Origin of the sequence: Halomonas flagellata (assembly GCF_022487945.1) — a bacterium.
Taxonomy (GTDB): domain Bacteria; phylum Pseudomonadota; class Gammaproteobacteria; order Pseudomonadales; family Halomonadaceae; genus Halomonas; species Halomonas flagellata.
In genome coordinates, this window is record NZ_JAKVPY010000020.1 from 13,703 (window position 1) to 36,447 (window position 22,745).

The 22,745-nt window shown below is 69.2% G+C and carries 16 protein-coding genes and 1 pseudogene; 7 read left to right on the forward strand and 10 right to left on the reverse strand.

Annotated elements, in window-relative coordinates; all coding sequences use genetic code 11:
* Positions 1-81 precede the first annotated feature (81 nt).
* Complete coding sequence (gene aroQ / locus MKP05_RS15580; protein ID WP_240569167.1) at positions 82-687, reverse strand: gamma subclass chorismate mutase AroQ; 606 nt, start codon at positions 685-687, stop codon at positions 82-84.
* 768 nt (positions 688-1,455) lie between these two features.
* Here aroQ and MKP05_RS21960 point away from each other — a divergent pair.
* A pseudogene (locus MKP05_RS21960) lies at positions 1,456-1,737 on the forward strand (C69 family dipeptidase); the annotation flags it as partial.
* A 141-nt stretch (positions 1,738-1,878) separates the two neighbouring features.
* On the opposite strand, the gene MKP05_RS15590 reads toward MKP05_RS21960, so the two are convergent.
* From MKP05_RS15590 to MKP05_RS15605, 4 genes are all read right to left on the reverse strand, one after another.
* Positions 1,879-2,589, reverse strand: a complete 711-nt coding sequence (locus MKP05_RS15590) for a hypothetical protein (RefSeq protein ID WP_240569169.1) — start codon at positions 2,587-2,589, stop codon at positions 1,879-1,881.
* Between the two features lie 27 nt (positions 2,590-2,616).
* Positions 2,617-4,029, reverse strand: a complete 1,413-nt coding sequence (locus MKP05_RS15595; RefSeq protein WP_240569170.1) for an efflux transporter outer membrane subunit — start codon at positions 4,027-4,029, stop codon at positions 2,617-2,619.
* Positions 4,022-7,195, reverse strand: a complete 3,174-nt coding sequence (locus MKP05_RS15600; protein ID WP_240569171.1) for an efflux RND transporter permease subunit — start codon at positions 7,193-7,195, stop codon at positions 4,022-4,024. The genes MKP05_RS15595 and MKP05_RS15600 overlap by 8 nt, the downstream gene beginning before the upstream one ends.
* Before the next feature lie 86 nt (positions 7,196-7,281).
* On the reverse strand, positions 7,282-8,436 hold the full coding sequence (locus MKP05_RS15605; protein WP_439109000.1) for an efflux RND transporter periplasmic adaptor subunit: 1,155 nt from the start codon (positions 8,434-8,436) through the stop codon (positions 7,282-7,284).
* A 329-nt stretch (positions 8,437-8,765) separates the two neighbouring features.
* Here MKP05_RS15605 and MKP05_RS15610 point away from each other — a divergent pair, with 329 nt between their 5' ends.
* Positions 8,766-9,743, forward strand: a complete 978-nt coding sequence (locus MKP05_RS15610) for a LysR family transcriptional regulator (protein ID WP_240569173.1) — start codon at positions 8,766-8,768, stop codon at positions 9,741-9,743.
* A gap of 33 nt (positions 9,744-9,776) precedes the next feature.
* Here the strand turns inward: MKP05_RS15610 and MKP05_RS15615 are convergent, their stop codons facing one another.
* Positions 9,777-11,267, reverse strand: coding sequence for a sensor histidine kinase (locus tag MKP05_RS15615; RefSeq protein WP_240569174.1), 1,491 nt, complete (start codon positions 11,265-11,267; stop codon positions 9,777-9,779).
* Positions 11,264-12,016 carry a response regulator transcription factor gene (locus MKP05_RS15620; protein ID WP_110283123.1) on the reverse strand — a complete coding sequence of 251 codons (753 nt, stop codon included), beginning with the start codon at positions 12,014-12,016 and terminating at the stop codon, positions 11,264-11,266. The genes MKP05_RS15615 and MKP05_RS15620 overlap by 4 nt, the downstream gene beginning before the upstream one ends.
* Positions 12,017-12,207: 191 nt before the next feature.
* On the opposite strand from MKP05_RS15620, the gene MKP05_RS15625 reads away from it, so the two are divergent.
* The 3 genes from MKP05_RS15625 (at position 12,208) to MKP05_RS15635 (ending at position 14,148) form a co-directional block, all read left to right on the forward strand.
* Entirely contained in the window at positions 12,208-12,435 is a 228-nt protein-coding gene (locus MKP05_RS15625) for a hypothetical protein (RefSeq protein WP_181422011.1), read from the forward strand.
* Between the two features lie 68 nt (positions 12,436-12,503).
* Positions 12,504-13,385: a cytochrome b/b6 domain-containing protein gene (locus tag MKP05_RS15630; RefSeq protein WP_240569175.1), complete on the forward strand. Its 882-nt coding sequence runs from the start codon at positions 12,504-12,506 to the stop codon at positions 13,383-13,385.
* Complete coding sequence (locus MKP05_RS15635) at positions 13,378-14,148, forward strand: molybdopterin-binding protein (RefSeq protein WP_240569176.1); 771 nt, start codon at positions 13,378-13,380, stop codon at positions 14,146-14,148. The genes MKP05_RS15630 and MKP05_RS15635 overlap by 8 nt, the downstream gene beginning before the upstream one ends.
* 19 nt (positions 14,149-14,167) lie before the next feature.
* Here the strand turns inward: MKP05_RS15635 and MKP05_RS15640 are convergent, their stop codons facing one another.
* Positions 14,168-16,087, reverse strand: coding sequence for an ABC transporter ATP-binding protein (locus MKP05_RS15640; RefSeq protein WP_439108999.1), 1,920 nt, complete (start codon positions 16,085-16,087; stop codon positions 14,168-14,170).
* Positions 16,088-16,612, reverse strand: coding sequence for a DUF4231 domain-containing protein (locus MKP05_RS15645; protein WP_219999910.1), 525 nt, complete (start codon positions 16,610-16,612; stop codon positions 16,088-16,090).
* Between the two features lie 245 nt (positions 16,613-16,857).
* On the opposite strand from MKP05_RS15645, the gene MKP05_RS15655 reads away from it, so the two are divergent.
* Positions 16,858-17,331: an RT0821/Lpp0805 family surface protein gene (locus tag MKP05_RS15655; protein ID WP_276316641.1), complete on the forward strand. Its 474-nt coding sequence runs from the start codon at positions 16,858-16,860 to the stop codon at positions 17,329-17,331.
* A gap of 51 nt (positions 17,332-17,382) precedes the next feature.
* Entirely contained in the window at positions 17,383-18,375 is a 993-nt protein-coding gene (locus tag MKP05_RS15660; protein WP_240569177.1) for a hypothetical protein, read from the forward strand.
* A 6-nt stretch (positions 18,376-18,381) separates the two neighbouring features.
* Here the strand turns inward: MKP05_RS15660 and MKP05_RS15665 are convergent, their stop codons facing one another.
* Positions 18,382-22,731 carry an nSTAND1 domain-containing NTPase gene (locus MKP05_RS15665; RefSeq protein ID WP_240569178.1) on the reverse strand — a complete coding sequence of 1,450 codons (4,350 nt, stop codon included), beginning with the start codon at positions 22,729-22,731 and terminating at the stop codon, positions 18,382-18,384.
* Between the last annotated feature and the right edge of the window lie 14 nt (positions 22,732-22,745).

The following is a 22,745-nucleotide window of genomic DNA, read 5'->3' on the forward strand; positions in this document are numbered from 1 at the left end:
ACAACCCGAGTGGTTCGAGCGTCATGAGGCGGCGGCTTGGGCGGTGGCTCGATACCGGCCCCAGGGAGCCGCCGCACCCGGCTACCGCGCCATGACCTCGAACAGGGGTCTCAGCGCCACGGCGCGCGGCTCGCCATCGAAGTCGTCCTGGACCAGCACCCGGGCACGCGCCTCCAGGTAACGGCCCGCGCCCTCGACCCGGGCGATCCGCTGCATGTCGCTCAACGAATCGATGAGCTGAGGGGTCAGGCGATCGAGCACCGGCCGGACCTCCTCGGCGAGATCCGGCGGATTGGCGAACGGTCCCCGTCCTTCCTGCACCCACCGAAGCTGAAGCCGACGCTGGATCTGCTTGCTGGCGTCGAACTGCTTCTCGAAGAACTCCCGGGCGAAGGCCTCGTCGACCCCGGCCTCGCTCGCCTCGTCCGCGACCCGGTCGAGGAGCTGCGCCTCGCGTTCCGGGGCATTGATGGCGGCCCCGGAGTTCCACTTGGCCCTGGCCACGTCCTCCGCGACGTCGAGCCGCTCATCGATCAACGACAGCATCCGGTCAATGGCCATCTTGTCCTCGTCGACGGGCTCCGGGGGCTGCATCTGGCAACCCGCGAGGAGGATCAGGACGACCAGGGCGAGGGCATGGAGGGGAGAGAGCGACGAGGGACGCCTTCCTGTGCGGTAACGGAACATCGGGGCAACTCCCTTGCGAGTGGATTCAGAGCCATTGTGGCAAGAAATCACCGAGCCGGCCTCCTCCTCACCCGGCGTTGCACATCGGGTCGCCCAGCCCCGAAACGAGTGGCACCGCTCCCCCCATTTGACACCCCTACCCCCCTTGCCCACCTTTCGGGTGATCGTCCCGCAACCACGACACGAGCTGCTGCCCCCGGCAGACAGCGAGGGGAGGATAGTGTCATGAGTCACTGGCTCGGTGTGGGTGACCGGCCCGTGCCGGTCTTGTCACTGCTGGTGTCATGGGCCGTTGCCGGCGCGGCATCGGCGGCATCGCCACCCCAGATGCCCCCGGGCGAAGGGACGCCGGGGCACCCCAATGAAAAGAGCCTCGGCATCTACGTGGGTAACGCCCTGACCGAGGACGGCGCCACCCTGCTGGCCGGCTTCGGCCATGAACCCTCGAGCCACTGGATCGAGATCGTGCCGCGCCAGACGCATCCGCAGGGGGCAACCTGGCGGGTCGGTGTGACCGATCAGGCGCGCATCCCGGGCGAGCTGATCGAGATCCCCCAGGCCGATACCACCTACAAGTACATCACCTCGCACTACTCGGAGTTCGCCGGCTTCCCGCCCCCGCTGACCAATGGCGGACTGAACGAGCATGGCGTGGCGGCGCGGGACATCTGGTCGCCGTCGCGTCCCGAACTGGTGGAAATGTCGGAAGCCGCGGCCGAGGAGACCCCGCAGCGCGGCCCGCAGTACAGCGACCTGGCCCGGGCGGCGATGGAGCGCGCCACCACCGCGCGCGAGGCGGTTGAGATCATCGGCGGCCTGATCGATGCGCACGGGTTCTCGACCTACGGCGGCAACTCGCACCTTATCGCCGATGCCGACGAGGGGTGGGTATTCATCAACTATGCCGGCGGCGAGGGGCTGTGGGCGGCAGAACGCCTGGGAGCCGAGACGATACGGGTGCTGTACCCGGGCTATATTCACGATTTTCCGGTCGACCATGAACGGCACGACGACTACCTGGCCTCCGACAACTTCATCGACTTTGCCCGCGAGCAGGGCTGGTGGGACGGCGAGGGCGAGACCCTCGACCTGCAGGAGGTCTACGGCCAGCCGTTCCCGGCGGAGGATCCGGGCGACACCTATCCGGCCTTCTATACCGAGGCACGCCATCCGCCGGCACGGGAAGCGGAACTACGCGAGATGGCGCCGTTGAGCCTGGCCGACATGCTGGCCTACGTACGCGACCCGCGCTGGTCGACTGACTTCGCGGGCTACGGCCAGGTCGCCCACCTGCGTCCCGATGTCCACCCCGAGCTGCAGACCCTGTGGGTAGCCGTGACCAGTGCCATCACCACGCCCTTCGTGGCGATTCCCGTCGGCGCGGAAGACGTGCCACCGGAGTTCAAGCAGCACCGCTACATGACCAAGGACGCCGACTCGCACTTCATCGACCCGGACTACGGGCCGCTGGAGGCGACGCGCTATGCCACGCGCACCTTCAAGCGGCTGCTCTACCATACCTGCGAGCATCCGACCGACTTCCTGCGTCCGGTGACCGGCGAGATCGAGGCCTTCGAACAGGGCCTGATCGAGGAGCGAGGCGGCGTCGAGCAGCATGCCGCAGGCCTGTTCGACGCGGGCCAGGATGAGCAGGCGCGGGCCCACCTGACCGACGACGTGGAGCGGCGGTTGCTGGAAAGCCTGGCGCTCGGCGAAGACCTGGTCCGCACGGTCGAGCGCGAGACCCGCGCCCGGTACGGCATCCGCATGCCCGAAGGCGAACGGCCCGAGGGCGAGACGACTCCCGCCACCAGTCAGCCCATGGCCCGCCACGGCTGGGGCGCCATGATCCACTGCCATGACGCAACGCTCGACGACTACCCACGAGCCCATGGGGTCCATGACGAATATCGTGGGCGGGAGGCACCCTTACCCGCGCTGGCCGGTCTCCTCCCAGCCACCCGCCAGCGCCTTGTAGAGCCCGACCAGGGCCGTGGCGGAGCGGGTATGGCTGCGCGCCAGGCTGTCCTCGGCCTCGAGCCGCGAGCGCTCGGCGTCGATGACCTCCAGGAAGTCGATGACCCCGACCTCGAAGCGCACCCGGGCCTGGCGCGCCGCCTCGGCGCTGGCCTCGGCGGCGTCGACCAGGTGCTCGCGCTCGCGCAGCGCCTGGGCGTAGCGGGCCAGGGCGGTCTCTGTCTCCTCGAGCGCCGCCAGGACCGTCTGCTCGTAACGGGCCAGGTTGGCGGCGGCGTCGGCATCGGCGGCCGCCATCCGGGCGCGGACCCGTCCCGCATCGAGGAACGACCAGTCGATGCCGAGCGCGATCAGCCGCGTCTCGCTGTCGCGAGCGAACAGGTCGCCGCTGCTGGCCGCCTGGGTCCCCAGCAGCCCGCCCAGGGTGAAGCGCGGATAGAGGTCGGCGGTGGCGACGCCGATGCGAGCGCTGGCGGCCTCCAGGCGGCGCTCGGCGGCGGCGATGTCCGGGCGCCGGCGCAACAGCTCGCTGGGCAGGCCGGTGGCCACCCGGCTCGGCAGGACCGGCGGCTCGGTCGGTGCCTCCAGGACCGCGACCAGTGCCGCGGGCTCCTTGCCCGCCAGCACGGCGATGCGGTGCATCGTCGCGGCGATCTCTCCCTCGAGGGCCGGAAGGCGCGACAGCGTGCTCTCCAGCTGGGCCCGGGCGCGCACGCTGTCGAACTCGGTGCCGCGACCCGCCTCGAGGCGTGCGTCCACCAGCGCCAGCGACTCGCGCTGGTTGTCGGCGTTGGCCCGCGCGACCCGGAGCTGCGCCTGCAGCCCGCGTAGCCGGAAGTAGTTGTCCACCAGTTCGGCGACCACCACCACCTGCAGCGCGCGCAGGTCGGCGGCCGAGGCCTCGGCGTCGGCGCGCTGGGCCTCGACGCTGCGGCGCACGCGGCCGAAGAAATCCAGCTCCCAGAAGGCCGCCACGCCGGTATCGAAGCTGTCGCTGTCGCGGTCGGCGCGTGAGACACCCGGCATCTGGTCGGCGCTCAGGCGCTGATTCGCCACACCACCCTCGGCCGTGACCGTCGGCCCCAGGTCCCGGCGTGACTCTCGCAGCAACGCCCGGCTCCTGTCATAGCGCGCCAGGCCGATACGCAGGTCGTGGTTGGCGGCCAGGGCCTCCTCCACCAGTTGCGTCAGCAAGGGATCCTCGAAGCGCGGCCAGAACTCGGCCTCGACCGGGTCGGCCGAATAGAGCGCCTCGTCGGCACGCACCAGCGCCTCGGGCGCCGGCAACTCGGGCGATCGATAGTCGGGGCCCACGGCGCAGGCCGTGAGCGTCAACAGCACGGGCATCAGCAGCTGGTTACGCACGGTATTCGCCCTCCGCTGGCAGGGATTCCCGGGACGGGGAAGCGTCACGCGTCACCAGCTTGCGCAGGGCGACGTAGAACACCGGGGTCAGGAAGAGGCCGAACAGGGTGACGCCGAGCATGCCGGCGAACACCGCCGTGCCCAGCGCCTGGCGCACCTCGGCGCCGGCGCCACTGGCCAGCATCAGCGGCACCACCGCCGCGGTGAAGGTGATCGAGGTCATGATGATCGGCCGCAGGCGCAGGTGGCAGGCCTCCAGCGCCGCCTCGACGATGCCCCGGCCCTGCAGTTCCAGCTCGCGGGCGAACTCGACGATCAGGATGGCGTTCTTGCACGCCAGGCCGATCAGCACCACCAGGCCGACCTGCACGAAGATGTTGTTGTCGCCGCCGGTGAGCTTCACCCCGATCAGCGCCGAGAGCATGCACATCGGCACGATCAGGATCACCGCCAGCGGCAGGGTCCAGCTCTCGTAGAGCGCGGCCAGCGCCAGGAACACCAGCAGGATCGCCAGCGGGAAGACCACCAGGGCGGCGCCGCCCTGGTTGACCTGCTGGTAGCTCAAATCGCTCCATTCGAAGGTCATGCCGGCCGGCAACACCGACGGCGCCAGGCCCTCGACCACCGCCAGTGCCTGGCTGGAAGAGAGCAGGCGCGGATCGGACTCGCCCATCAGGTCGGCGGCCGGGTAGCCGTTGTAGCGGATCACCGGATCCGGCCCGAAGGTCTCGCTGACATGGATCATGCTGCCGATCGGCACCATCTCGCCGTTGACGTTGCGGGTGCGCAGGCGATCGATGTTCTCGGCGTCCAGGCGGAAGCCGCCATCGGCCTGGGCGATCACCTGCCAGGTCCGGCCGAAGCGATTGAAGTCGTTGACGTAGGCCGACCCCAGGTAGACCTGCAGCGTCTCGAACAGGTCGGTCAGCGGCACCCCCTGGGTCTTGGCCTTGATCCGGTCCACGTGCAGGTCGAGTTGCGGCACATTGGACTGGTAGGAGGTGATCGGATAGCCCATCCCCGGCGTCTGCGCCAGGGCACCGCTGAGGCCGTCGACGGCATCCTGCAAGGCACCGTAGCCGAGGCCGGCGCGGTCCTGGACGAACAGCGAGAACCCCGAACCGGAACCGAGGCCGAGGATCGCCGGCGGCATGAAGGCGAAAGTGAAGGCCTCCTGCAGGGCGGCGAACTTGCCGTTGAGCTCGGCGTTGATCTCCTCGGCGCTGCGCTGGCGATCGCCGAACGGTTCCAGGCCGAAGAACACCGTGCCGGAGTTGGGCGTATTGGTGAACTGCAACGGGTTGAGGCCGGGGAACGCCACTGCCGCCTCGACCCCTTCCGTCTCCAGGGCGATCTCGGTCATGCGCCGGATCACCGCCTCGGTGCGGTCCAGCGACGCGCCCTCGGGCAGCTTGGTGCCGCCGATCAGGTACATCTTGTCCTGGGTGGGGATGAACCCCCCCGGCACCGCCTGGAACATCAGCCCGGTGGCCGCCAGCAGGACGACATAGACGCCGAACACCACGCCACGCTTGCGCAGGCTGCGCGAGACCCCGCCCTGGTAGCGTTCGGAGCCGGCGTGGAAGAAGCGGTTGAAGGGGCGGAACAACCAGCCGAAGAGGACGTCGATGAGCCGCGAGAAGCGATCCCGGGGGGCATCGTGGGGCTTGAGCAGCAGCGCCGCCAGCGCCGGCGACAGCGACAGCGAGTTGATCGCCGAGATCACCGTGGAGATGGCGATGGTCACCGCGAACTGGCGGTAGAACTGGCCGGTGACGCCCTCGAGGAAGGCCATGGGCACGAACACCGCGCACAGCACCACCGAGATGGCGATGATCGGCCCGCTCACCTCGCGCATCGCCTGGTGCGCCGCCGCTAGCGGCGCCAACCCTTCGGCGATGTTGCGCTCGACGTTCTCGACCACCACGATGGCGTCGTCGACCACGATGCCGATCGCCAGCACCAGGCCGAACAGCGTCAGGGTATTGATCGAGAACCCCAGCAGGTAGAGCACCGCGAAGGTACCGACGATCGACACCGGCACCGCCAGCAGCGGGATGATCGAGGCACGCCAGGTCTGCAGGAACAGCGTCACCACCAGCACCACCAGCAGCACTGCCTCGAGCAGGGTCTTGATCACCGACTCGATGGAGTCGCGCACGAACACCGTCGGATCGTAGACGATCTCGTGTTCCACCCCTTCGGGAAAGCGTTCGGCCAGCTCCTCCATCTTCTCGCGCACCGCGTCGGACAACGCGATGGCGTTCGAGCCCGGCGCCTGGAAGATACCGATCGCCACGGCCGGATCGTTGTCGAGCAGCGAGCGCAGCGAGTACTCGGCGGCGCCGAGCTCGAGCCGGGCCACATCGGAGAGGTAGGTGATCTGGCCGTCACTGCCGGCCCGGACGATGATGTCACCGAACTCCTCCTCGGTGGTCAACCGCCCCTGGGCGTTGATCGAGATCAGGAAGTCCGAGGCCTCCGGCGTCGGCGGCGCGCCGAGCTGGCCCGCCGAGACCTGCACGTTCTGCTCGCGGATCGCCGCCAGGATATCGCCGGCGGTCAGCCCCCTCGCGGCGGCCCGGTCGGGATCGATCCACACCCGCATGGCGTAGTCGCCGGCGCCGAACAGCATCGCCTGGCCGACGCCGGGCAGCCGCGCCAGCTCGTCGCGCACGTGCAGCGCCGCGTAGTTGCGCAGATAGGTGCTGTCGTAGCGGCCATCCGGCGAGGTCAGCTGCGGCACCATCGTCAGGTCGGGCGACTGCTTGTCGGTGGTCACCCCCTGGCGCCGCACCTCCTCCGGTAGCCTGGCCAGCGCCTGGCTGACCCGGTTCTGCACCTGTACCTGGGCCGCGTCCGGGTCGGTGCCGGGACGGAAGGTCAGGGTCATCGCCAGCACACCGTCGGAGCCGGCCACCGACTTCATGTACATCAGGTTCTCGACCCCGGTGATCGCCTCCTCCAGCGGCGTGGCCACCGTCTCGGCGATCTCCTTGGGGTTGGCGCCGGGATAGACCGCCCGCACCTGCACCGTGGGCGGCACCACGTCGGGGTACTCGCTGACCGGCAGCAGCGGGATGGTGATCGCCCCGGCGATGAAGATCAGGATCGACAGCACCGCGGCGAAGATCGGGCGGTCGACGAAGAATTTCGCAAAATCCATGGCAGGACTCCCTCCCGGGGCGGACACAGGGCGTCCGCCCCGAGGACGTCATTCAGGGGTTAGGGTGATCGCTGGAGTCGTGACACTCAGCGCGTGGCGGCCAGCTCTCCGGCGGCGCCGGTCGGCCCGCGCATGTCGACGCTCTCGGCCGCCACCTGCATCCCCGGGAAGAAGATCCGCTGGGCACCGCGCACGACCACCCGGTCACCGGGCTCGAGGCCGGACGCCACCACCCGCAGTCCCTCGGCCATGCGCCCGAGCTCCACGTCGCGGCGCTGTGCCCGGCCCTCGTCGTCGACCACGTAGACGTACTTGCGGTCCTGGTCGGTCAGCACCGCCTTGTCGTCGATCAGGATGGCGTCGTCGGCACCGTTGCCGAGCAGCTGCACCCGGGCGAACATGCCGGGCGCGAAACGCCCGTCGCCGTTGTCGAGCACGGCACGCGTCAGGATCGTCCCCGCCGCGGCGTCCAGTCGGTTGTCGACGAAGTCCACCTCGCCCTCGTAGGGATAGCCCACATCGGTGGCCAGCCCGACCCGCACCGGCGTGCGCTCGTCGCGGGAACTCGCGCGCTCGCCGTTGCGGGCCATGGCGTCGTACTGCAGGTAGGTCTGCTCGTCGCTGAAGAAGTGCACGTGGACCTCGTCCAGGGAGACGATGCTGGTCAGCGGCGTGGCCTCCGAGACCAGGTTGCCGACGGTCACCAGGGCCCGGCCGGTGCGCCCGGCGATGGGGGCCCGGACCTCGGTGAACGCCATGTTCAGGCTCGCCGTGTCGACCGCCGCCCGCGCCGCCAGGATATCGGCCTCGGCCTGGGCCGCCGCCGCCCGGCGCTGGTCCAGCTCTTCGCGGGAGATGGCGCGGGTCTGGGCCAGGGTCTCCGCCCTGGCGGCCTCGCTGCGGGCGAGTTCGGCCCGAGCTCGCGCCCGCTCGAGATCGGCCTCGGCCCGTGCCAGCTCGGCCCGGTAGGGGCGCTGGTCGATCACGAACAGCACCTCACCCGCCTCGACGCTCTGGCCCTCGGTGTAGTGGATGCTCTCGATGTACCCCGTCACCCGCGGGCGCAGCTCCACCGTCTCCACCGCCTCGATGCGACCGGTGAACTCGTCCCAGAAACGCACGTCCTCGACCACCACATCGGCCACGCTGACCTGGGGGGGAGGCGGTGCCTGCTGCGCACTGTCTGCCTGACTGTCACAACCGGCCAGGAACAGGAGTCCCGCGAACATGGCGGTAACCATGAAAGTTCGCCCGGGACTCACGCGATGGAACATCTTGTGGACGTTCATGAGTGACCTCTATCTATCGACTCGGAATAGCGGAATACTCCGCCGTTTATCATTGGGCCTGGCAGTTGAATTGCCGTGGACTCTATCCAGTCGATTGATGGAGTGGGAAATCGACAACCGGCAACCTGATGCAGTGCGTCACCATAAAGCCATCTCGATAACTTGATTAGTCGGGTCGTCAGGGAAATACTGTCCCGTTGACGGAACAGTCACCGTGCAGCCGTTCCCCCACTCCTGTATTCCCTCCCCTGAATCTCCGAGCACGGCACAGGACAACGACGATGTTGCAGGATCTCAACGACGCCTTGATATTCGCCAAGGTCGTGGAACAGGGCAGTTTCATCGCGGCGGCCAATCAGTTGCACCTTTCCAAGACGACGGTCAGTCGCAAGGTACAGGGCCTCGAGCAGCGTCTGGGAGCCCGTCTCCTGAACCGTACTACCCGCAAGCTGAGCCTGACCGAGGCCGGTGCCGTCTACTTCGACTACTGCAATCGCATCGCCCAGGATCTCGGCGAGGCGGAGAGCGCCGTCCAGCGGCTCGAGGGCAGTCCGCGGGGCTGGCTGCGGGTCACCGCGCCCTTCACCATGTGTACCGAGTTCACCTCGGTCCTGGTGCGGGAGTTTCGCGCGCAGCACCCCCAGGTGCGCATCGAGATGGTGCTCTCCAACGATCGCCTCGACCTGGTGGCCAACCAGATCGACGTCGCACTGCGGGTCGGCCCGCTGCCGGACTCCACCCTGGTCGCCCGTCCCCTGGCGCGCTACCGCTCCTTCGTCTACGCCAGCGACCGCTACATCGCCATGCATGGCGAGCCACGGGAGCCCGCGGAGCTGGCCCACCACCCTGCCCTGGCCAAGTCCACCGACCAGCGCGGCCAGCGCTACCTGTGGCAACTGCGCAAGGAGGCGCGCCAGGAGGAGGTCGAGATCGACCCAATCGCCATCGCCAACGACCCCTTCGTGCTGCGCGGGCTGCTGGTCGAGGGGCAGGGGCTGATGCTGACCAGCGAGATCGTCGCCTGCCTGGGCCCGGAGGAGCAGCGACTGCGCCGGGTGCTCGATGGCTGGGAGGGGCCCGAGGTGGAGCTGAATGCGGTATTCCCCGGCGGACGCCTCATATCCCCCAAGGTGCGCACCTTCGTCGACTTCGTCGTGGAGCGCATGCGCATCGAGAGCCTGCCACCCGCCGAGCTGTGGCAACCGCCTGTCCGTCCCGAACCCGAGGTGTCGGCCGCCGCCGCAGACGAGACGGCCTGATCCGTACGGGCCCGCCACCTCTCATGCCCCCTTTCAGGCACGGGGCAGGGTGACGCTCACCTCAGTACCCTCCCCCGGCGAGCTGACGATCTTCCATGCCGCCCCGTGGCGCTCGCAGATCTCGCGTACGATCGACAGCCCCAACCCCGAGCCCTCGCCCCTGGCGAGACTGGCCCGGGTGCGGTAGAAGCGCTGGGTCACCAGCGGCAGCTCCTCCGCAGCGATGCCGACACCGCTGTCGATGACCGCCAGCCGCACGCCCTCCGGCCGCACATCGGTTTCGATGCGCACCCACTTCCCGGCCGGGGTGGCGCGCAGGGCATTGTCGATCAGATTCGATAGCACTCGGTCGATCAGGCCCAGGTCGGCGTCGACCCGGGGCAGCGAGGGATCGCAGTCCATCGTCAGCAAGATGCCCGCCTCGCGGGCCTGATGCTGGAACTTGCCGACGATGTCGTGGGCCAGCTCGGCCAGCGAGAACGGCTCGCGTAGCAGCGGTTTGTCGTAGGCATCCAGCAGCGCCAGGGTCGAGAGCTGCTGCGCCAGGCGGGTCAGGCGATCGGCATTGTCGAGGATCGCCGTCAGCATCCGCCGACGGCCCTCCTCCTCGACGGTTACCATGGCCAGCAACTGTTCGGCATAGCCGCGCAGTGAGGTCAGCGGGGTGCGGAAATCATGCGAGAGGTTGGCGACCAGTTCACGGCGCTGGCGATCGGTTTCGCGCAGTGCCTGGAGCTGCGCCTCGATGGTCCCGGCCATGTCGTTGAAGGCCCGGGCCAGGCGCCCCAGTTCGTCGTCGCGGGGGGCGGCGATGCGCTGTCCGAAGTCACCGTCGGCGAAACGCTGTACCGCTGCGGTCAACCGCGAGAAGCGCCGGGTCAACAGGGCGAACCACACCAGGCCGAAGACTCCGGACACCAGCAGCGCCATCAGGCCGGCGACCACCAGGGTGCGGAGGATGGAACTGGTGCGCAGCATGGCGAACATCGAGGCGTGGCCGGCGTTGTCGAGGTCGGCATACAGAAAGCCCGGGAAGTCACCAGAGCCGCCCTGCTCGCCGTGGCGAATGCGCGCCACGGAAAACACCCCGGGCTGCTGTCCGCAGGGCGACATCGCCAGCACCGGCAGCATCGGCTCGTCACCGAGCAGGGTCTCCAGCGCCCGGGTGTCCACCCGTCGCCCCAGGCCGCAGGCCGGCTCGGCGTAGTCGGCGATCACCCGTCCCCGCTCGTCGAGCACATACAGCGACAGCGAGGGGTTGATCGAGACGATATGCCGGGCCATGTCCCGGGCGGCGGCGCTGTCGGCGCCCTGATGCAGCGCTGGCTGCATGACCTCGGCGAGGTTCTCGGCCAGGTCGATCTCCAGGCGCTGCTGGAGCTCGCGGCCAAGCTGGTTGAACTGGCTGATGGCGATCCAGGCGGTGGCCACCGACAGCAGCAGCAGGCTGGTCAGATAGACCAGCACGATGCGCGCATAGAGGCTGCGACTCAGGCGGCCGATGCGGCGCATCAGTGCCTTCATGGACGCTCGGCACCCGACGGGCCCTGGCCTTCCGGTGTCTCGCTGAAGCGATAGCCCACCCCCCAGACGGTCTCGATGAAGCGCGGCCTGGCCGGGTCGGCCTCGATCTTGTTGCGCAGGCGGTTGATATGGGTGTTCACGGTATGGTCATAGCCGTCGAATTCCTCACCCCAGACGTGGTCGAGCAGCTCGCCGCGGCTGAAGCTGTACCCGGGATGGCGGGCGAAGAGCGAGAGGAGCGCGAACTCCTTGGCGGTGAGCTGGATCGGCTTGCCATCGAGGTATACCCGATGCTCGCCGGCATCGATCACCAGCGGGCCGCAGACCAGCGGCGGGGTGGCAACGATGCCGTCACCGGTGGGCGCCTGGCGCTGGCCGCGGCGCAACAGGGCCTGCACCCGGGCCAGCAGGATCGGCATGGCGAAGGGCTTGGTGATGTAATCGTCGGCGCCGATCTCGAGCCCCACCACCACGTCGCGGATCGCGGCCTTGGCGGTCACCATCAGCACCGGCGTCAGGCTGTCGCGACTGCGCAGCCGGCGGCATACCTCCAGGCCGTCCATCCCGGGCAGCATCAGGTCCAGCGTCACCAGGTCATAGCGTACTCCCGCGGCCTCGGCGCCCAGCAGCGCCAGCGCCGCCTCGCCGTCGCGGACCCAGTCGCAGGCATACCCCGCCGCCGCCAACGATTCGGTAAGCAGCCTGCCGATCTCGGGATTGTCCTCGACACAGAGGATTCGATAGCTCATCGCCGACTCCCGCCCGTTGCCCCTGCCCACTCTAGAGCCACGCCCGCGCTCGAGCATCACGAAACCATCACGAAAAAAGATACCACGTCGTGATGGTTCCGTGATGAACCGCCGGCGGCGCCTGGCTAGCGTGAGCCTTGCCGCTGCGACATGACCGGTGGCGGCCCATCCCCGACTGGAGGAACAAACCGATGAATCATCCCAGGACCACACTGTTCGCCGCCCTGCTCGGCGCCGCCCTGCTGCTGCCGACCACCGCCCTGGCAGACGACCCCATGGAAGAGGACGGCATGGCGCAGGAGACCATGGAGGAAGAGACCATGGAGCACGACGCCATGGACGAGGAGGAGCCCATGATGGAAGAAGAATCCATGATGGAGGAAGACGACGAGATGATGGAAGACGACGACGCCATGTGAGACTCGGCCCCTGCCGGCCGGTGCATCCCGAATGATCGCCGGCCGGCCTCGCCCCGGGGAGGTACCCCATGCGATTCCTGACCATGCAATTCCTGAAACGCTCCTCCAGCTCCTCCGCGCCTGTTGCCGGCCAGGCGCCGGTGGTCATCCGGCGACATGGCGCCTTCACCCGCCTCTGGCACTGGGTCAATGCGGCCTGTCTGGTGGTGTTGCTGATGAGCGGCCTGCAGATCTTCAATGCCCACCCGGCCCTGTACTGGGGCAAGGATTCCTCGTTCGACGCCCCGGCGCTATCGATCCGTGCCGTGAGCGGCGGCGACGGCGAGCTGCGCGGTATCACCCGGGTCGGCGGCCATCGCTTCGATACCACCGGGGTGCTGGGCGTCTCCGGCCCCGCCGAGGCGCGCGAGCGGCGCGCCTTCCCCGCCTGGGCCACCCTGCCCGGCCCGCGCTGGCTGGCCGCGGGGCGCCAGTGGCACTTCCTGGCCGGCTGGATCTTCGCCCCCCTGCTGATCGCCTACCTGCTGTATCTGGTACTCAGCGGCCAATTGCGCCGTCGCCTGCTGCCGCGCCGGCACGAATGGCGAACCCTCGGTCATGTCGTGACCGAGCACCTGCGGCTGCGCTTTCCGCGGGGTGAGGAAGCACGCCACTACAACCTGCTGCAGAAGCTCGCCTACCTGCTGGTGCTGTTCGTCGTCATGCCGCTGGTCGTGCTGACCGGATTGACCATGTCACCGACCATGGATGCCGCCTGGCCCTGGCTGCTGGACGTCTTCGGCGGCCGCCAGAGCGCGCGTACGATCCATTTCCTGTGCGCCCTGGCGTTGGTCGGCTTCTTCCTGATCCATATCGTGCTGGTGCTCGTCTCCGGCGTCGTCAACAACCTGCGTTCGATGATCACCGGGCGCTATGTGCTGCCCACCGAGAAGGAGGCCCAGGATGACTAGTCCCACCGACCCGGCGCGCCGCCGCTTCCTGGCACGGGCCGCCCTGGCCGGCAGCGCCCTGCTGCTGACCGGTTGCGACCAGCTGTCGCGCAGCGACACCATGCGTCAACTGTCCGATGCCACCGGCTCGCTGACCCAGCGGGCCCAGCGCCTGCTGGCCTCCCGCGAGGCGCTGGCGCGGGAGTATTCGCCCGCCGACATCGCCCCGACCTTCCGCGCCAACGGCACCACGAATCCCCGCGACGAGGCGTACCGACGCCTGGCGGCCAACGGCTTTCGCGACTGGCGCCTCGCGATCGGCGGCCTGGTCGACACGCCGCAGACCTTCTCCCTCGACGACCTCAAGGCCATGCCATCGCGGACCCAGATCACCCGACACGACTGCGTCGAGGGCTGGAGCTGCATCGGCCAGTGGACCGGCGTGGTGCTCGGCGACCTGCTGGAGCGGGTGGGCGTTCGCGACGAAGCGCGCTTCGTGGTCTTTCACTGCGCGGACCGCTACCGCGGCGGAGATCCCTACTACGAGAGCCTGGACATGCGCGAGGCCTATCATCCGCAGACGCTGCTGGCCTATGGCCTGAACGGCGCCGATCTGCCCATCGCCAATGGCGCCCCGCTACGGCTGCGGGCCGAGCGTCAGCTCGGCTACAAGATGGCCAAGTACGTGATGCGCGTCGAACTGGTCGAGGGCTTCGCCCACCTCGGCCGGGGCCGAGGGGGCTACTGGGAGGATCGTGGCTATCAGTGGTGGGCGGGGATCTAGGTGGCTGCACCGGCCAGGCTCAGGATCCCACCCCCACCGCATCGTCTTGCTGCTCGACCGCCTCGCCGTTGATATCGAGCCCCAGGAAGCCGCCGGACTGGCGCCGCCACAGGGCGGCGTAGAGGCCATCGCGAGCCAGCAGCTCCTGATGGGTGCCACTCTCGACGATGCACCCCTCGTCGATCACCACCAGGCGGTCGAGCATGGCGATGGTCGACAGCCGGTGGGCGATGGCGATCACCGTCTTGCCCTCCATCAGCGTATAGAGCTGTTCCTGGATCGCCGCCTCCACTTCGGAATCGAGTGCCGAGGTGGCCTCGTCCAGCACCAGGATCGGCGCATTCTTGAGCAGCACCCGCGCGATGGCGATGCGCTGGCGCTGGCCGCCGGAGAGCTTGACCCCGCGCTCCCCCACATGGGCATCCAGCCCTCGACGCCCCTTGAGGTCCACCAGATCGTCGATGAAGGTATCGGCATGGGCCCGGCGCACCGCCTCCTGGACCTGCTCCTCGCTGGCTTCCGGGCTGCCGTAGCGGATGTTGTCGCGCACCGAGCGGTGCAGCAGCGAGGTATCCTGGGTGACCATGCCGATCTGCTGGCGCAGTGACTCCTGGGCCACCTCGGCGATGTCCTGGCCGTCGATCAGGATGCGCCCGCCTTCCAGGTCATAGAAGCGCAGCAGCAGGTTGGCCAGGGTCGACTTGCCGGCCCCGGAGCGGCCGATCACCCCCACCTTCTCGCCGGGAGCGATGCTCAGCGATAGACCGTCGAAGACACGCACCCCCTGACCATCGGGGCGTTCATAGCCGAACTGCAGTGTCTCGAAGCGGATCTCGCCATGCGGCACGACGAGTTCCTCCGCCCCGATGCGATCCTTGACCGCCGGCTCCCGGGCGATGGTGTTGATGCCGTCCTGCACCGTGCCGATATTCTCGAACAGCCCCGCCACCTCCCACAGGATCCAGTCGGACATGAAGCGGATACGCATCACCAGGGCGATGGCCACGGCGATGGCACCCAGCGAGATGGCCTGGAAATACCAGGCACCGATGGCCATGCTGGCGACACTCGTCAGCAGCAGCGAATTGAGCAGCGTCAGGCTCACCGACAGCAGGGTCGCCAGGCGCATCTGACGGTGCACGGTGGCCATGAACTGCTCCATGGCGTCGCGGGCGTAGGCCTGCTCGCGGCGGGTGTCGGCGAACAGCTTGATGGTCTGGATGTTGCTGTAGCTGTCGACGATGCGGCCGGTCATCCTCGCCCGGGCGTCGGCCTGGGCCATGGAGACCTCGCGCAGCCGCGGCACGAAGACCCACATGATGGCGATATAACCGGCCAGCCAGGCCACCAGGGGCAGCATCAGCCAGGGTTCGGCGTTACCCATCAGCAGCATGGCACCGGCGAAGTAGATGACCACATAGACCAGCAGGCCCAGCAGCTTCATTACCGTCTCGCGGATCGCCAGCGCCGTCTGCATCACCTTCTGCGACACCCGCCCGGCGAACTCGTCCTGATAGAACGCCATGCTCTGGCCGAGCATGTGGCGGTGCGCCAGCCAGCGGCCAATCATCGGGTAGTTGCCGAAGATGCTCTGGTGGGTGAGCAGTGACTGCAGCAGTACCAGCAGCGGCAGGCCGATCACCACCAGGGCCGCCATGCCCCCCAGGCGCCAGCCGTACTCGGCGAAGAAGCCCTCGCGCTCGGCGCCGGACAGCCAGTCCACCAGCTCGCCCAGGTAGCTGAAGAACAGCACTTCGGTGGCCGACACCAGCGCCGTGAGCAGCGACATGGCCAGCAGCAGCGGCAGCACCGGGCGCGAGAAGTGCAGGATGAAGGCGAGTAGCCCCCGGGGGGGCGTCTCGGGTTTCCCCGCGGGATAGGGGTTCACCAGAGTTTCGAAGTAACGGAACATGACATCACCGATCATCAGGTCAGGCATTCACTCCGCCTTTCTCCCTATCACACGCCGCCGGGGAGACAGGCTCTTCTCTGCACTACGAACCCAGCGAGCATGCTCGCTGGAGACATGCTCCTCCACCCGCTCGGCGAGCAATCGCAGCGCCTCCGCACGGCCCAGGTCGCGGTAGGGACCGGCGGCCGCGAGCAACAGGAATTTCTCGTGTTTCAGGTGTTCGGCGGTGGCACGGTACTGAATCCACAGCGGGCCGAACTGATTGATCTGTTCGGTGGCTTCGAGCACCGCGATCGAGGCACCGAGCAGAGCGGTCAGCCAACGGGCCAGCGGCGGATCCGCCAGCGAGAGCACCGGAATGGTGGCGGCGAATGCCACCTGCACCAGGCGCAGGATCTTGTGCCAGCGGCGACAATATCGGCTGCGCTGCCCGTACCAGGCGAGCTGGTCTTCCAGTCGGCACCACTCGGCGCGCCGCCGCAAGGCCTCGTCCGGCAAGGGCCCGTCGATGGCTGGCGAATCGCTGTGATCAGCGGGTTCGGTGTCGTCCACGGCCCCCTCCGGCGGCAATGGCCCCTGGGCGTAGAGGGGCAGAGGCACCCTCATCCGGCTAACGAGCCCCCTCTTCGGCTAAAGATAGCAGCCCGGTGCCCGCGACATGGAGTAAGTGCAGGCGGGGTGCAATACTGGGTAGAAGAGAGTTCGAAAGCACGCCTCGAGCAGGATCTCCGCACTCCTCCACGATGGCGGCGGCGGTTCGTCGCTGACGGGGCCCACCACCCAATGGGAGGTCGACCATGGCGGCTTCGATACGGGGGATCTTACGCCGGCTGTCCGTGGTGCTGCTGGGGCTGTTCCTGCTCGGCGGCTGCCAGACCACCAGTACCGGCGAGGGAGTAGGCACAGGCCTGGGGGCCCTCATCGGTGCCGGGCTGGGTTCACAGGTCGGTAGCGGTTCCGGGCGGACCGCCGCCATGTTGATCGGTGCGGGGCTGGGCGCATGGCTCGGCAGGGAGATCGGCATCCGGCTGACCCGTGAGGATCAGCGGGCCATGAGCGCCGCGCTCGATCGCACACCAGACGGCACATCGGAGAAGTGGCGCAATCCCCAGACCGGTAACGAGTTCACCATGACGCCACGGGAGACCTTCGAGCGGGGCGACCAGCAGTGCCGCCACTTCGAGATGCAGGTCGTCGTCGACGGTGAGCCCCGCCGTACCGATGGCACGGCCTGCCGTCGGCCGGACGACCAGGAGTGGTCCACGGTCTAGCCGCCTGTCGTACTCAACGCTGAGTTACTCCGACAGGCTAGGTGAGTGCTCATGAACAGGGTCGATGCAGGACATCACCGGTGGAAGCGGTTTCTCGCCTGCCTGCTGGCTGCCGTGCTGGCGGTATCACCGCTGGCCGCGGCGCAGGACGACGTCTTCCCCGACGGCGACGGCCAGGACGATACCGGCACCACCGGGGAACCGTCGGGTAACGGCAGTAGCGACTGGACGGTACCGGCCATCGTGGCCGGCGCCGCGGCGTCCGCGCTGTTGATTCGCTGGCTGCGGGAGCGCCGCCAGGCCGTGCAGCCACCCAAGCCCACCAAAGGCGAGCGTGACATGCTGGTGCAGCTGCAGCAGCAAGGCCCGGAGTTCGCGCCCCGGTACAACACCAGTGCCTTCGCCGCCATCGGCATGGTGCGGGGCGGTTGGCCGTTCGTACTGGACTTCGCCCACCTGCAGCCGGTCATGGTCACCCTGCGCATCAGCGCCCGGGGGGTCCCCGATGTTTACACCCTGCGGATCCCCTTCGGTGCGGACGAGACGGGGCGCCATCGCCTGCAGTTCCACTTGCCGCCGGCGTTCGGCGACAGCGAGCGCCCCGCCGCCATCGCCGTGACCGCGACCGACATGAGCGGCGAGCGCATGGAGCCCTCGTTCCGGGTCCTGGCGCTCGGCTGCGGCCCCCGCGCCGTGGGCTCGGTGGCCATCGAGGAGGTGTCGTTCCTGCCCCGCCTGATTCGCGCCCAGGCGCGTGAGCAGGCCTCCTACCGCTTCTTCTCGCACTCCGAGTTTCCCAGTGCCGTGGCCGAGTTCATGCGCGTGGAGCCGGCCAATGACGGCGAGCGCCACTTCTTCGTCAACGAGGCACCGATCCCCGGTGGCGTGGCCGCCGGGCGCAGCATCGATCCACGGCAATGGGACGGACGCGACGCCGGCCAGCGCATCTCCACGGGGACGCATCGGCTCAAGATACGCGCCTGGGCGCCGACGGAAGGCTGGATCACCGCCTGGTCGGATTCGCGCGTCAAAGTGTCACCCTGATCTCCCCTACTCCCCCGACCCGGCGAGGTCGGTCGCGAGCCGCCGCCAGGCCGCCGCCGACAGGACCTCCACTTCGCCGGGTGACGTCAGGCGGGTGCCGGTCAGCACCTGCTGTCGGCGGACCGGTCGGGACGGCGAGGCGTGGAAGGGGGGCAGGCGCCACAGGGTGGCACGAGCGCCTGCGGTGACCAGCAGCCGGATCGCCGATGTCCCGAAGTCACTGTCGATCCCCGCCGGGGCAGGGCCGCCCCCACGCAGGGCGGGGGTCAGCGGATGGCCGCTGACCGTGTCCCAGAGTTGCACGCGTCCCTCGGTCTGCCAGCTGAGCACCCGCTCCCCGCCCGGCACGAAGGCCGCGCCGGCAATATCGCCCCCGGGGGCCAGGGAGGCGAGCAGCGCGGCGCCGTCGGCCTCCCAGATGCGCACACTGCCGCCCCCCCAGCTCAGGACCCTGCCGGTGTCGGCATGCCGTCGGGCCCCCTGGGCTGCCTCGTGATGGAAGGCCCTATCGGCTTCGTCGCCGTCCTGCCCGGAAGTCTCCTGCACGGAAGAGAGATGAACGCCACCGTCGCCGGTGGTGACCAGCAGGCGTCCAGCGTCGAACTCGGCATGGCGGACCAGCGCCCCCTCGAGCAGGGTCCGCAGCAACACCGGCTCGCGTGCCTCGACATCCCAGAGACGCAGCCGCCGGTCCTCTCCCCAGGTGAGCAACCGCGCGCGCTCGTCGTTGACGAAGGCCGCGCCGCGCAGGCGGCACTCCGCCCCCTCAGCGTCTGGTTCGATCGGCACCGAGCGGGCACTGCCGACGCGCCACAGCCAGGCGGTACACCCCCGCTCCCCCCAGAACAACAGGCGATCGGCATCGGGGCTCCACACCACCCCGGCCACGGGACCGTCGCCCGCGGTCCCGCCCGGCGCCGCCAAGGCCCGGAAGGCGTCGTCCTCCCAGCTCCAGAGCCGCACGTCGCCGTGCACGCCCGCGGTCAACAGGCGGCGGCCCTCAGGGGCGAATACCGCGAGGACGGCCTCGGGATCCAGCCGCTGTCGCTCCGGCACGGTATCGTCGATCGCTGACCATGAGTGGACATGCCCGTCGAGGGTGACGGCCCGGACCAGGGGCTCGTCCGCCACCAGGGCGGCATCGAGCACCTCGGCCGGAAACCGCCGCGTCGCCGCTGCCTCGGTGGGCGGCGTCTGCCACCACCTCAGGCTGCCGTCGCTGCCTCGACTGAGCAGGCGCCGCCCATCCTCGCTGGCCACCACCTCCCTGACCGTCGCCGCATGGCGCAACGGAAGGCCCAGCGGCTCTCCGGTGAGGCTCGACCAGAGCCGGGCATCGCTGCCGCTCCAGGTCAGCAAGCGATTGCCCCCGGCGAAGCGAGCGCCCGTCACGGGGGCCTCGAGGGTGGCCACCGGCTCACCGGTCGCGCCGTCCCAGAGGCGGGCCGACCCGCCGCCCGGATGCCAGGTAAGGAAGCGACTGCCCTGGACCAGGGGTGGGGCGAGTTCGTCCTCATGGCGCACCACCGCACCGACGGGGCGCTGCGTCTCGAGATCCCACAGTCGCGCGGTGCCACAGGCGCCATGGTTCCAGACCAGCAGGCGACGCGCGTCGTCGAGAAAGCGTGCGCCGATGGCCCGCGGGCTGCAGCGCCCGCCCTCCGCCGCTGCCGGCTCGAAGGCCGGCAGCGCAGGCAGCCACAGGCGGCCCTCCCGGTTCCAGAGCACCACCTCGTGCGCCTGCCGGCCGAGGGCGCCACCGAGGATATCGCCGGCATGGCGCGCCACCACCTCGGCGGCGTCGACGCTCCAGACCACCGCCTCGCCACTGCGGGTCCACAGCAGCAGGCGCGCCCCGCTCGGCGAGATGGCCACCCCGGCCACCCCCGCGGCATGGCGCCATTCGCCCAGGGAGTCGCCACTCGTCAGGTCCCATATCCGCGCGTCACCGCCGCGGTGCACACTCACCGCCGTGGCTTCGTCGACGCCACCGATCCAGACGCCTTCCACCGCCGGCGGGAGCGTGACCAGCAGGGCTCCGCTGCGCCGATCGCGAATCTCGGTGCCGCGCTCGTCCCCCCGGAGGACGATTCGCCGCGTCCAGGGCTGCCCCCCGGGCGAGAAGGTCTGCACCGTGCGCCCGCCCGGGCCAAGGAGCGGCGGGGCGGCGCCGTCACTCCAGGACCAGGCCTGGTGGCCGCCGTCGCTGCCCCAGAGTCGCACCCTGTCACCGGCGTCATCGTCGCCATCGAAGGCGGCCAGCATCAGCACCGGGCCGAGGTCCATCGCGCCCGCCAGGACCGGTCCGCTCCCCAGCCGTACGCCGGCCCAGTGGGCGCTTGCGGCGCGCTCCGGGTCGAGTGCCAGCTCCGCGGCCTGCATGAAGTGGTGGCTCGCCTTGAGGGGACGACCATCGCGATCGCGGGCGCTCACCCCATTGGCCCAGTGCAGGTCGGCCAGGCCCTGCCGAGTGATGCGTTCCTGCTGATGCAGCGACCAGGCGAACCATGACAGACCGATGACGCCCAACAGCAGTGCCAGCCACGCGGCCGTGATCCAGCCACGTCTCATCCACTCCCGCCAGCGGCACGCCTGCAGGTAGTCCCTCTCCATGGCGTCGAGCCTGAAGGCCCCGGCCCCGGTGAGCGCCCGCGCCGCTTCCAGCCGGTTGCCACGGTGGACCAGCAGCTCGGCGGAACGGCCGCCGACGTCCCACTCGCTGGCGGCACGCCGCAGTCCGTCGCGAACCCGCAGTGCCTCGCGGTTGTCCTCCAGCCAGCGGTTGAGCCGCCGCCAGACCCGGAACAGCGATTCGTGGGCCACCTCCAGGGTGCGCACCCCGTGATGGCTGCCGGCGATCAGCAGGCGTGCCTGGATGAAACGCTCGAGCAGTGGGTGGCTCATGGCGGGCAGTGCCTCCCAGTGCACCGCCTGACGCGTATAGCGCCCCTCCTCGTCGAGTCGCACCAGATCGAACAGGGCGATGCGCAGCGCCTGCCACTGCTCCCGGGAAGGTGCGGCGGCGTCGAGGACCGCCTCGGCCGACCTGGCCACCGAGCCGTGCAGCCCGCCGAGGCGGTCGCGGTACTCGGCCAGGGTGAGACGCCCGTCCTCGCCACCGGCTTCCCACAGCTCACGCAGGGTGAAGGCCAGCAGGGGCAGGGCATCCTGGGTAGCGGTATCCGCCACCATGGCACGCACCAGGCCGGGCTCGAGCTCGAGACCGGCGAGTTCCGCCGGCCCCTCGATGACCGCCGCGAAGCCCTCCATCGACAGGGGTTCCACGGTCAGCGGCTGCAGGGGGACGTCACGCCAGGCCGGGTGGTCCTGGAGGGCACCGAGGAAGTCGGAGCGCAGGGTGGCAATGACGAGCACGGGCGTGCCGGTATCCCGCAGGACGGGGGCCAGCACCCGCATGAGCTGCTCGGCCTGGGGCGAATCCGACAGCAACTCCTCGAGCTGATCGATGACCAGCACCAGGGTCGAGTTCGCCCGCCCGGGCCGCCGCCGCAGCTCCCGCTGCACCCTCGGCAGCAGTTGGGACGCCGTCTCGGCACCAGACGCCAGGGCCAGCACCTCCTCGGATACCCCACCGTCGTCGGCGAGCCCGGAGCGCAGTTGCGTCGTGAACTCATCCAGGGGGCGGTCGCGGGGCCGGATCGGACCGATCACCGTCCAGGCGTCGGGGACGGCCCGCAGCCGCGGCATGATGCCGGCACGCACCAGCGACGACTTGCCGCTGCCCGAGGCGCCCAGGAACAGCAACAGGCGCGGGCCGCCGAAGTGTCGCAACTGCTGGAGTCGATCCAGGGCCTGCTGGGTCTCGGCGTCGCGGCCGAAGAAGATGGCGGCATCGACCTCCTCGAAGGCCATCAGGCCGGGATAGGGGGGACGATGGCGATCCCAGTCGAAGACGCTGATCAAGCCCTGGCGCAACCGCTCAAAGCCCGCTTCCGGCTCCTTGACCAGGTCGATCACCTGCAGTTCCGCGAGCTGGGGACGCAGCTGGCAGGGCGCGATGCGTACCGGGAAGATCCGCTTGCCGAGGGCACGGGCGTGACTCAGTTCGGCGAGACACCAGCACGACGCCATGGCGGGTTCGCTGCACAACACGATCAGGGCCTGGCAGGCACGCAGACGACGGTAAAGCTCCGCCTCCCAGTCGCGCCCGGGGGGAATGCCGTGCTCGGGATCGAAGTCCAGGAACAACGAATGATGGCCGTGCCGTTGCAGCCAGTCGGCCATCTCGCGGGCCGCCGCGATGTCGGTGCTGCTGTGGCTGATGAAAAGCGTGCTCATCACCCAGCCCCCGTGTTCCGTCGCGATGCCGAAGGCGGCCTGCGCCAGCTGTCCCATCCCGTGGCAACCCC

What these genes read in the sequence shown, in the direction of transcription:
- MKP05_RS15625 (WP_181422011.1), top strand. Translation starts at nt 12,208, where the DNA reads ATGAATCATCCCAGGACCACACTGTTCGCCGCCCTGCTCGGCGCCGCC.
- aroQ (WP_240569167.1), bottom strand. Translation starts at nt 687, where the DNA reads ATGTTCCGTTACCGCACAGGAAGGCGTCCCTCGTCGCTCTCTCCCCTC.
- MKP05_RS15655 (WP_276316641.1), top strand. Translation starts at nt 16,858, where the DNA reads ATGGCGGCTTCGATACGGGGGATCTTACGCCGGCTGTCCGTGGTGCTG.
- MKP05_RS15640 (WP_439108999.1), bottom strand. Translation starts at nt 16,087, where the DNA reads ATGCCTGACCTGATGATCGGTGATGTCATGTTCCGTTACTTCGAAACT.
- MKP05_RS15590 (WP_240569169.1), bottom strand. Translation starts at nt 2,589, where the DNA reads ATGGACCCCATGGGCTCGTGGGTAGTCGTCGAGCGTTGCGTCATGGCA.
- MKP05_RS15600 (WP_240569171.1), bottom strand. Translation starts at nt 7,195, where the DNA reads ATGGATTTTGCGAAATTCTTCGTCGACCGCCCGATCTTCGCCGCGGTG.
- MKP05_RS15665 (WP_240569178.1), bottom strand. Translation starts at nt 22,731, where the DNA reads ATGGGACAGCTGGCGCAGGCCGCCTTCGGCATCGCGACGGAACACGGG.
- MKP05_RS15610 (WP_240569173.1), top strand. Translation starts at nt 8,766, where the DNA reads ATGTTGCAGGATCTCAACGACGCCTTGATATTCGCCAAGGTCGTGGAA.
- MKP05_RS15615 (WP_240569174.1), bottom strand. Translation starts at nt 11,267, where the DNA reads ATGAAGGCACTGATGCGCCGCATCGGCCGCCTGAGTCGCAGCCTCTAT.
- MKP05_RS15620 (WP_110283123.1), bottom strand. Translation starts at nt 12,016, where the DNA reads ATGAGCTATCGAATCCTCTGTGTCGAGGACAATCCCGAGATCGGCAGG.
- MKP05_RS15605 (WP_439109000.1), bottom strand. Translation starts at nt 8,436, where the DNA reads ATGGTTACCGCCATGTTCGCGGGACTCCTGTTCCTGGCCGGTTGTGAC.
- MKP05_RS15635 (WP_240569176.1), top strand. Translation starts at nt 13,378, where the DNA reads ATGACTAGTCCCACCGACCCGGCGCGCCGCCGCTTCCTGGCACGGGCC.
- MKP05_RS15660 (WP_240569177.1), top strand. Translation starts at nt 17,383, where the DNA reads ATGAACAGGGTCGATGCAGGACATCACCGGTGGAAGCGGTTTCTCGCC.
- MKP05_RS15630 (WP_240569175.1), top strand. Translation starts at nt 12,504, where the DNA reads ATGCGATTCCTGACCATGCAATTCCTGAAACGCTCCTCCAGCTCCTCC.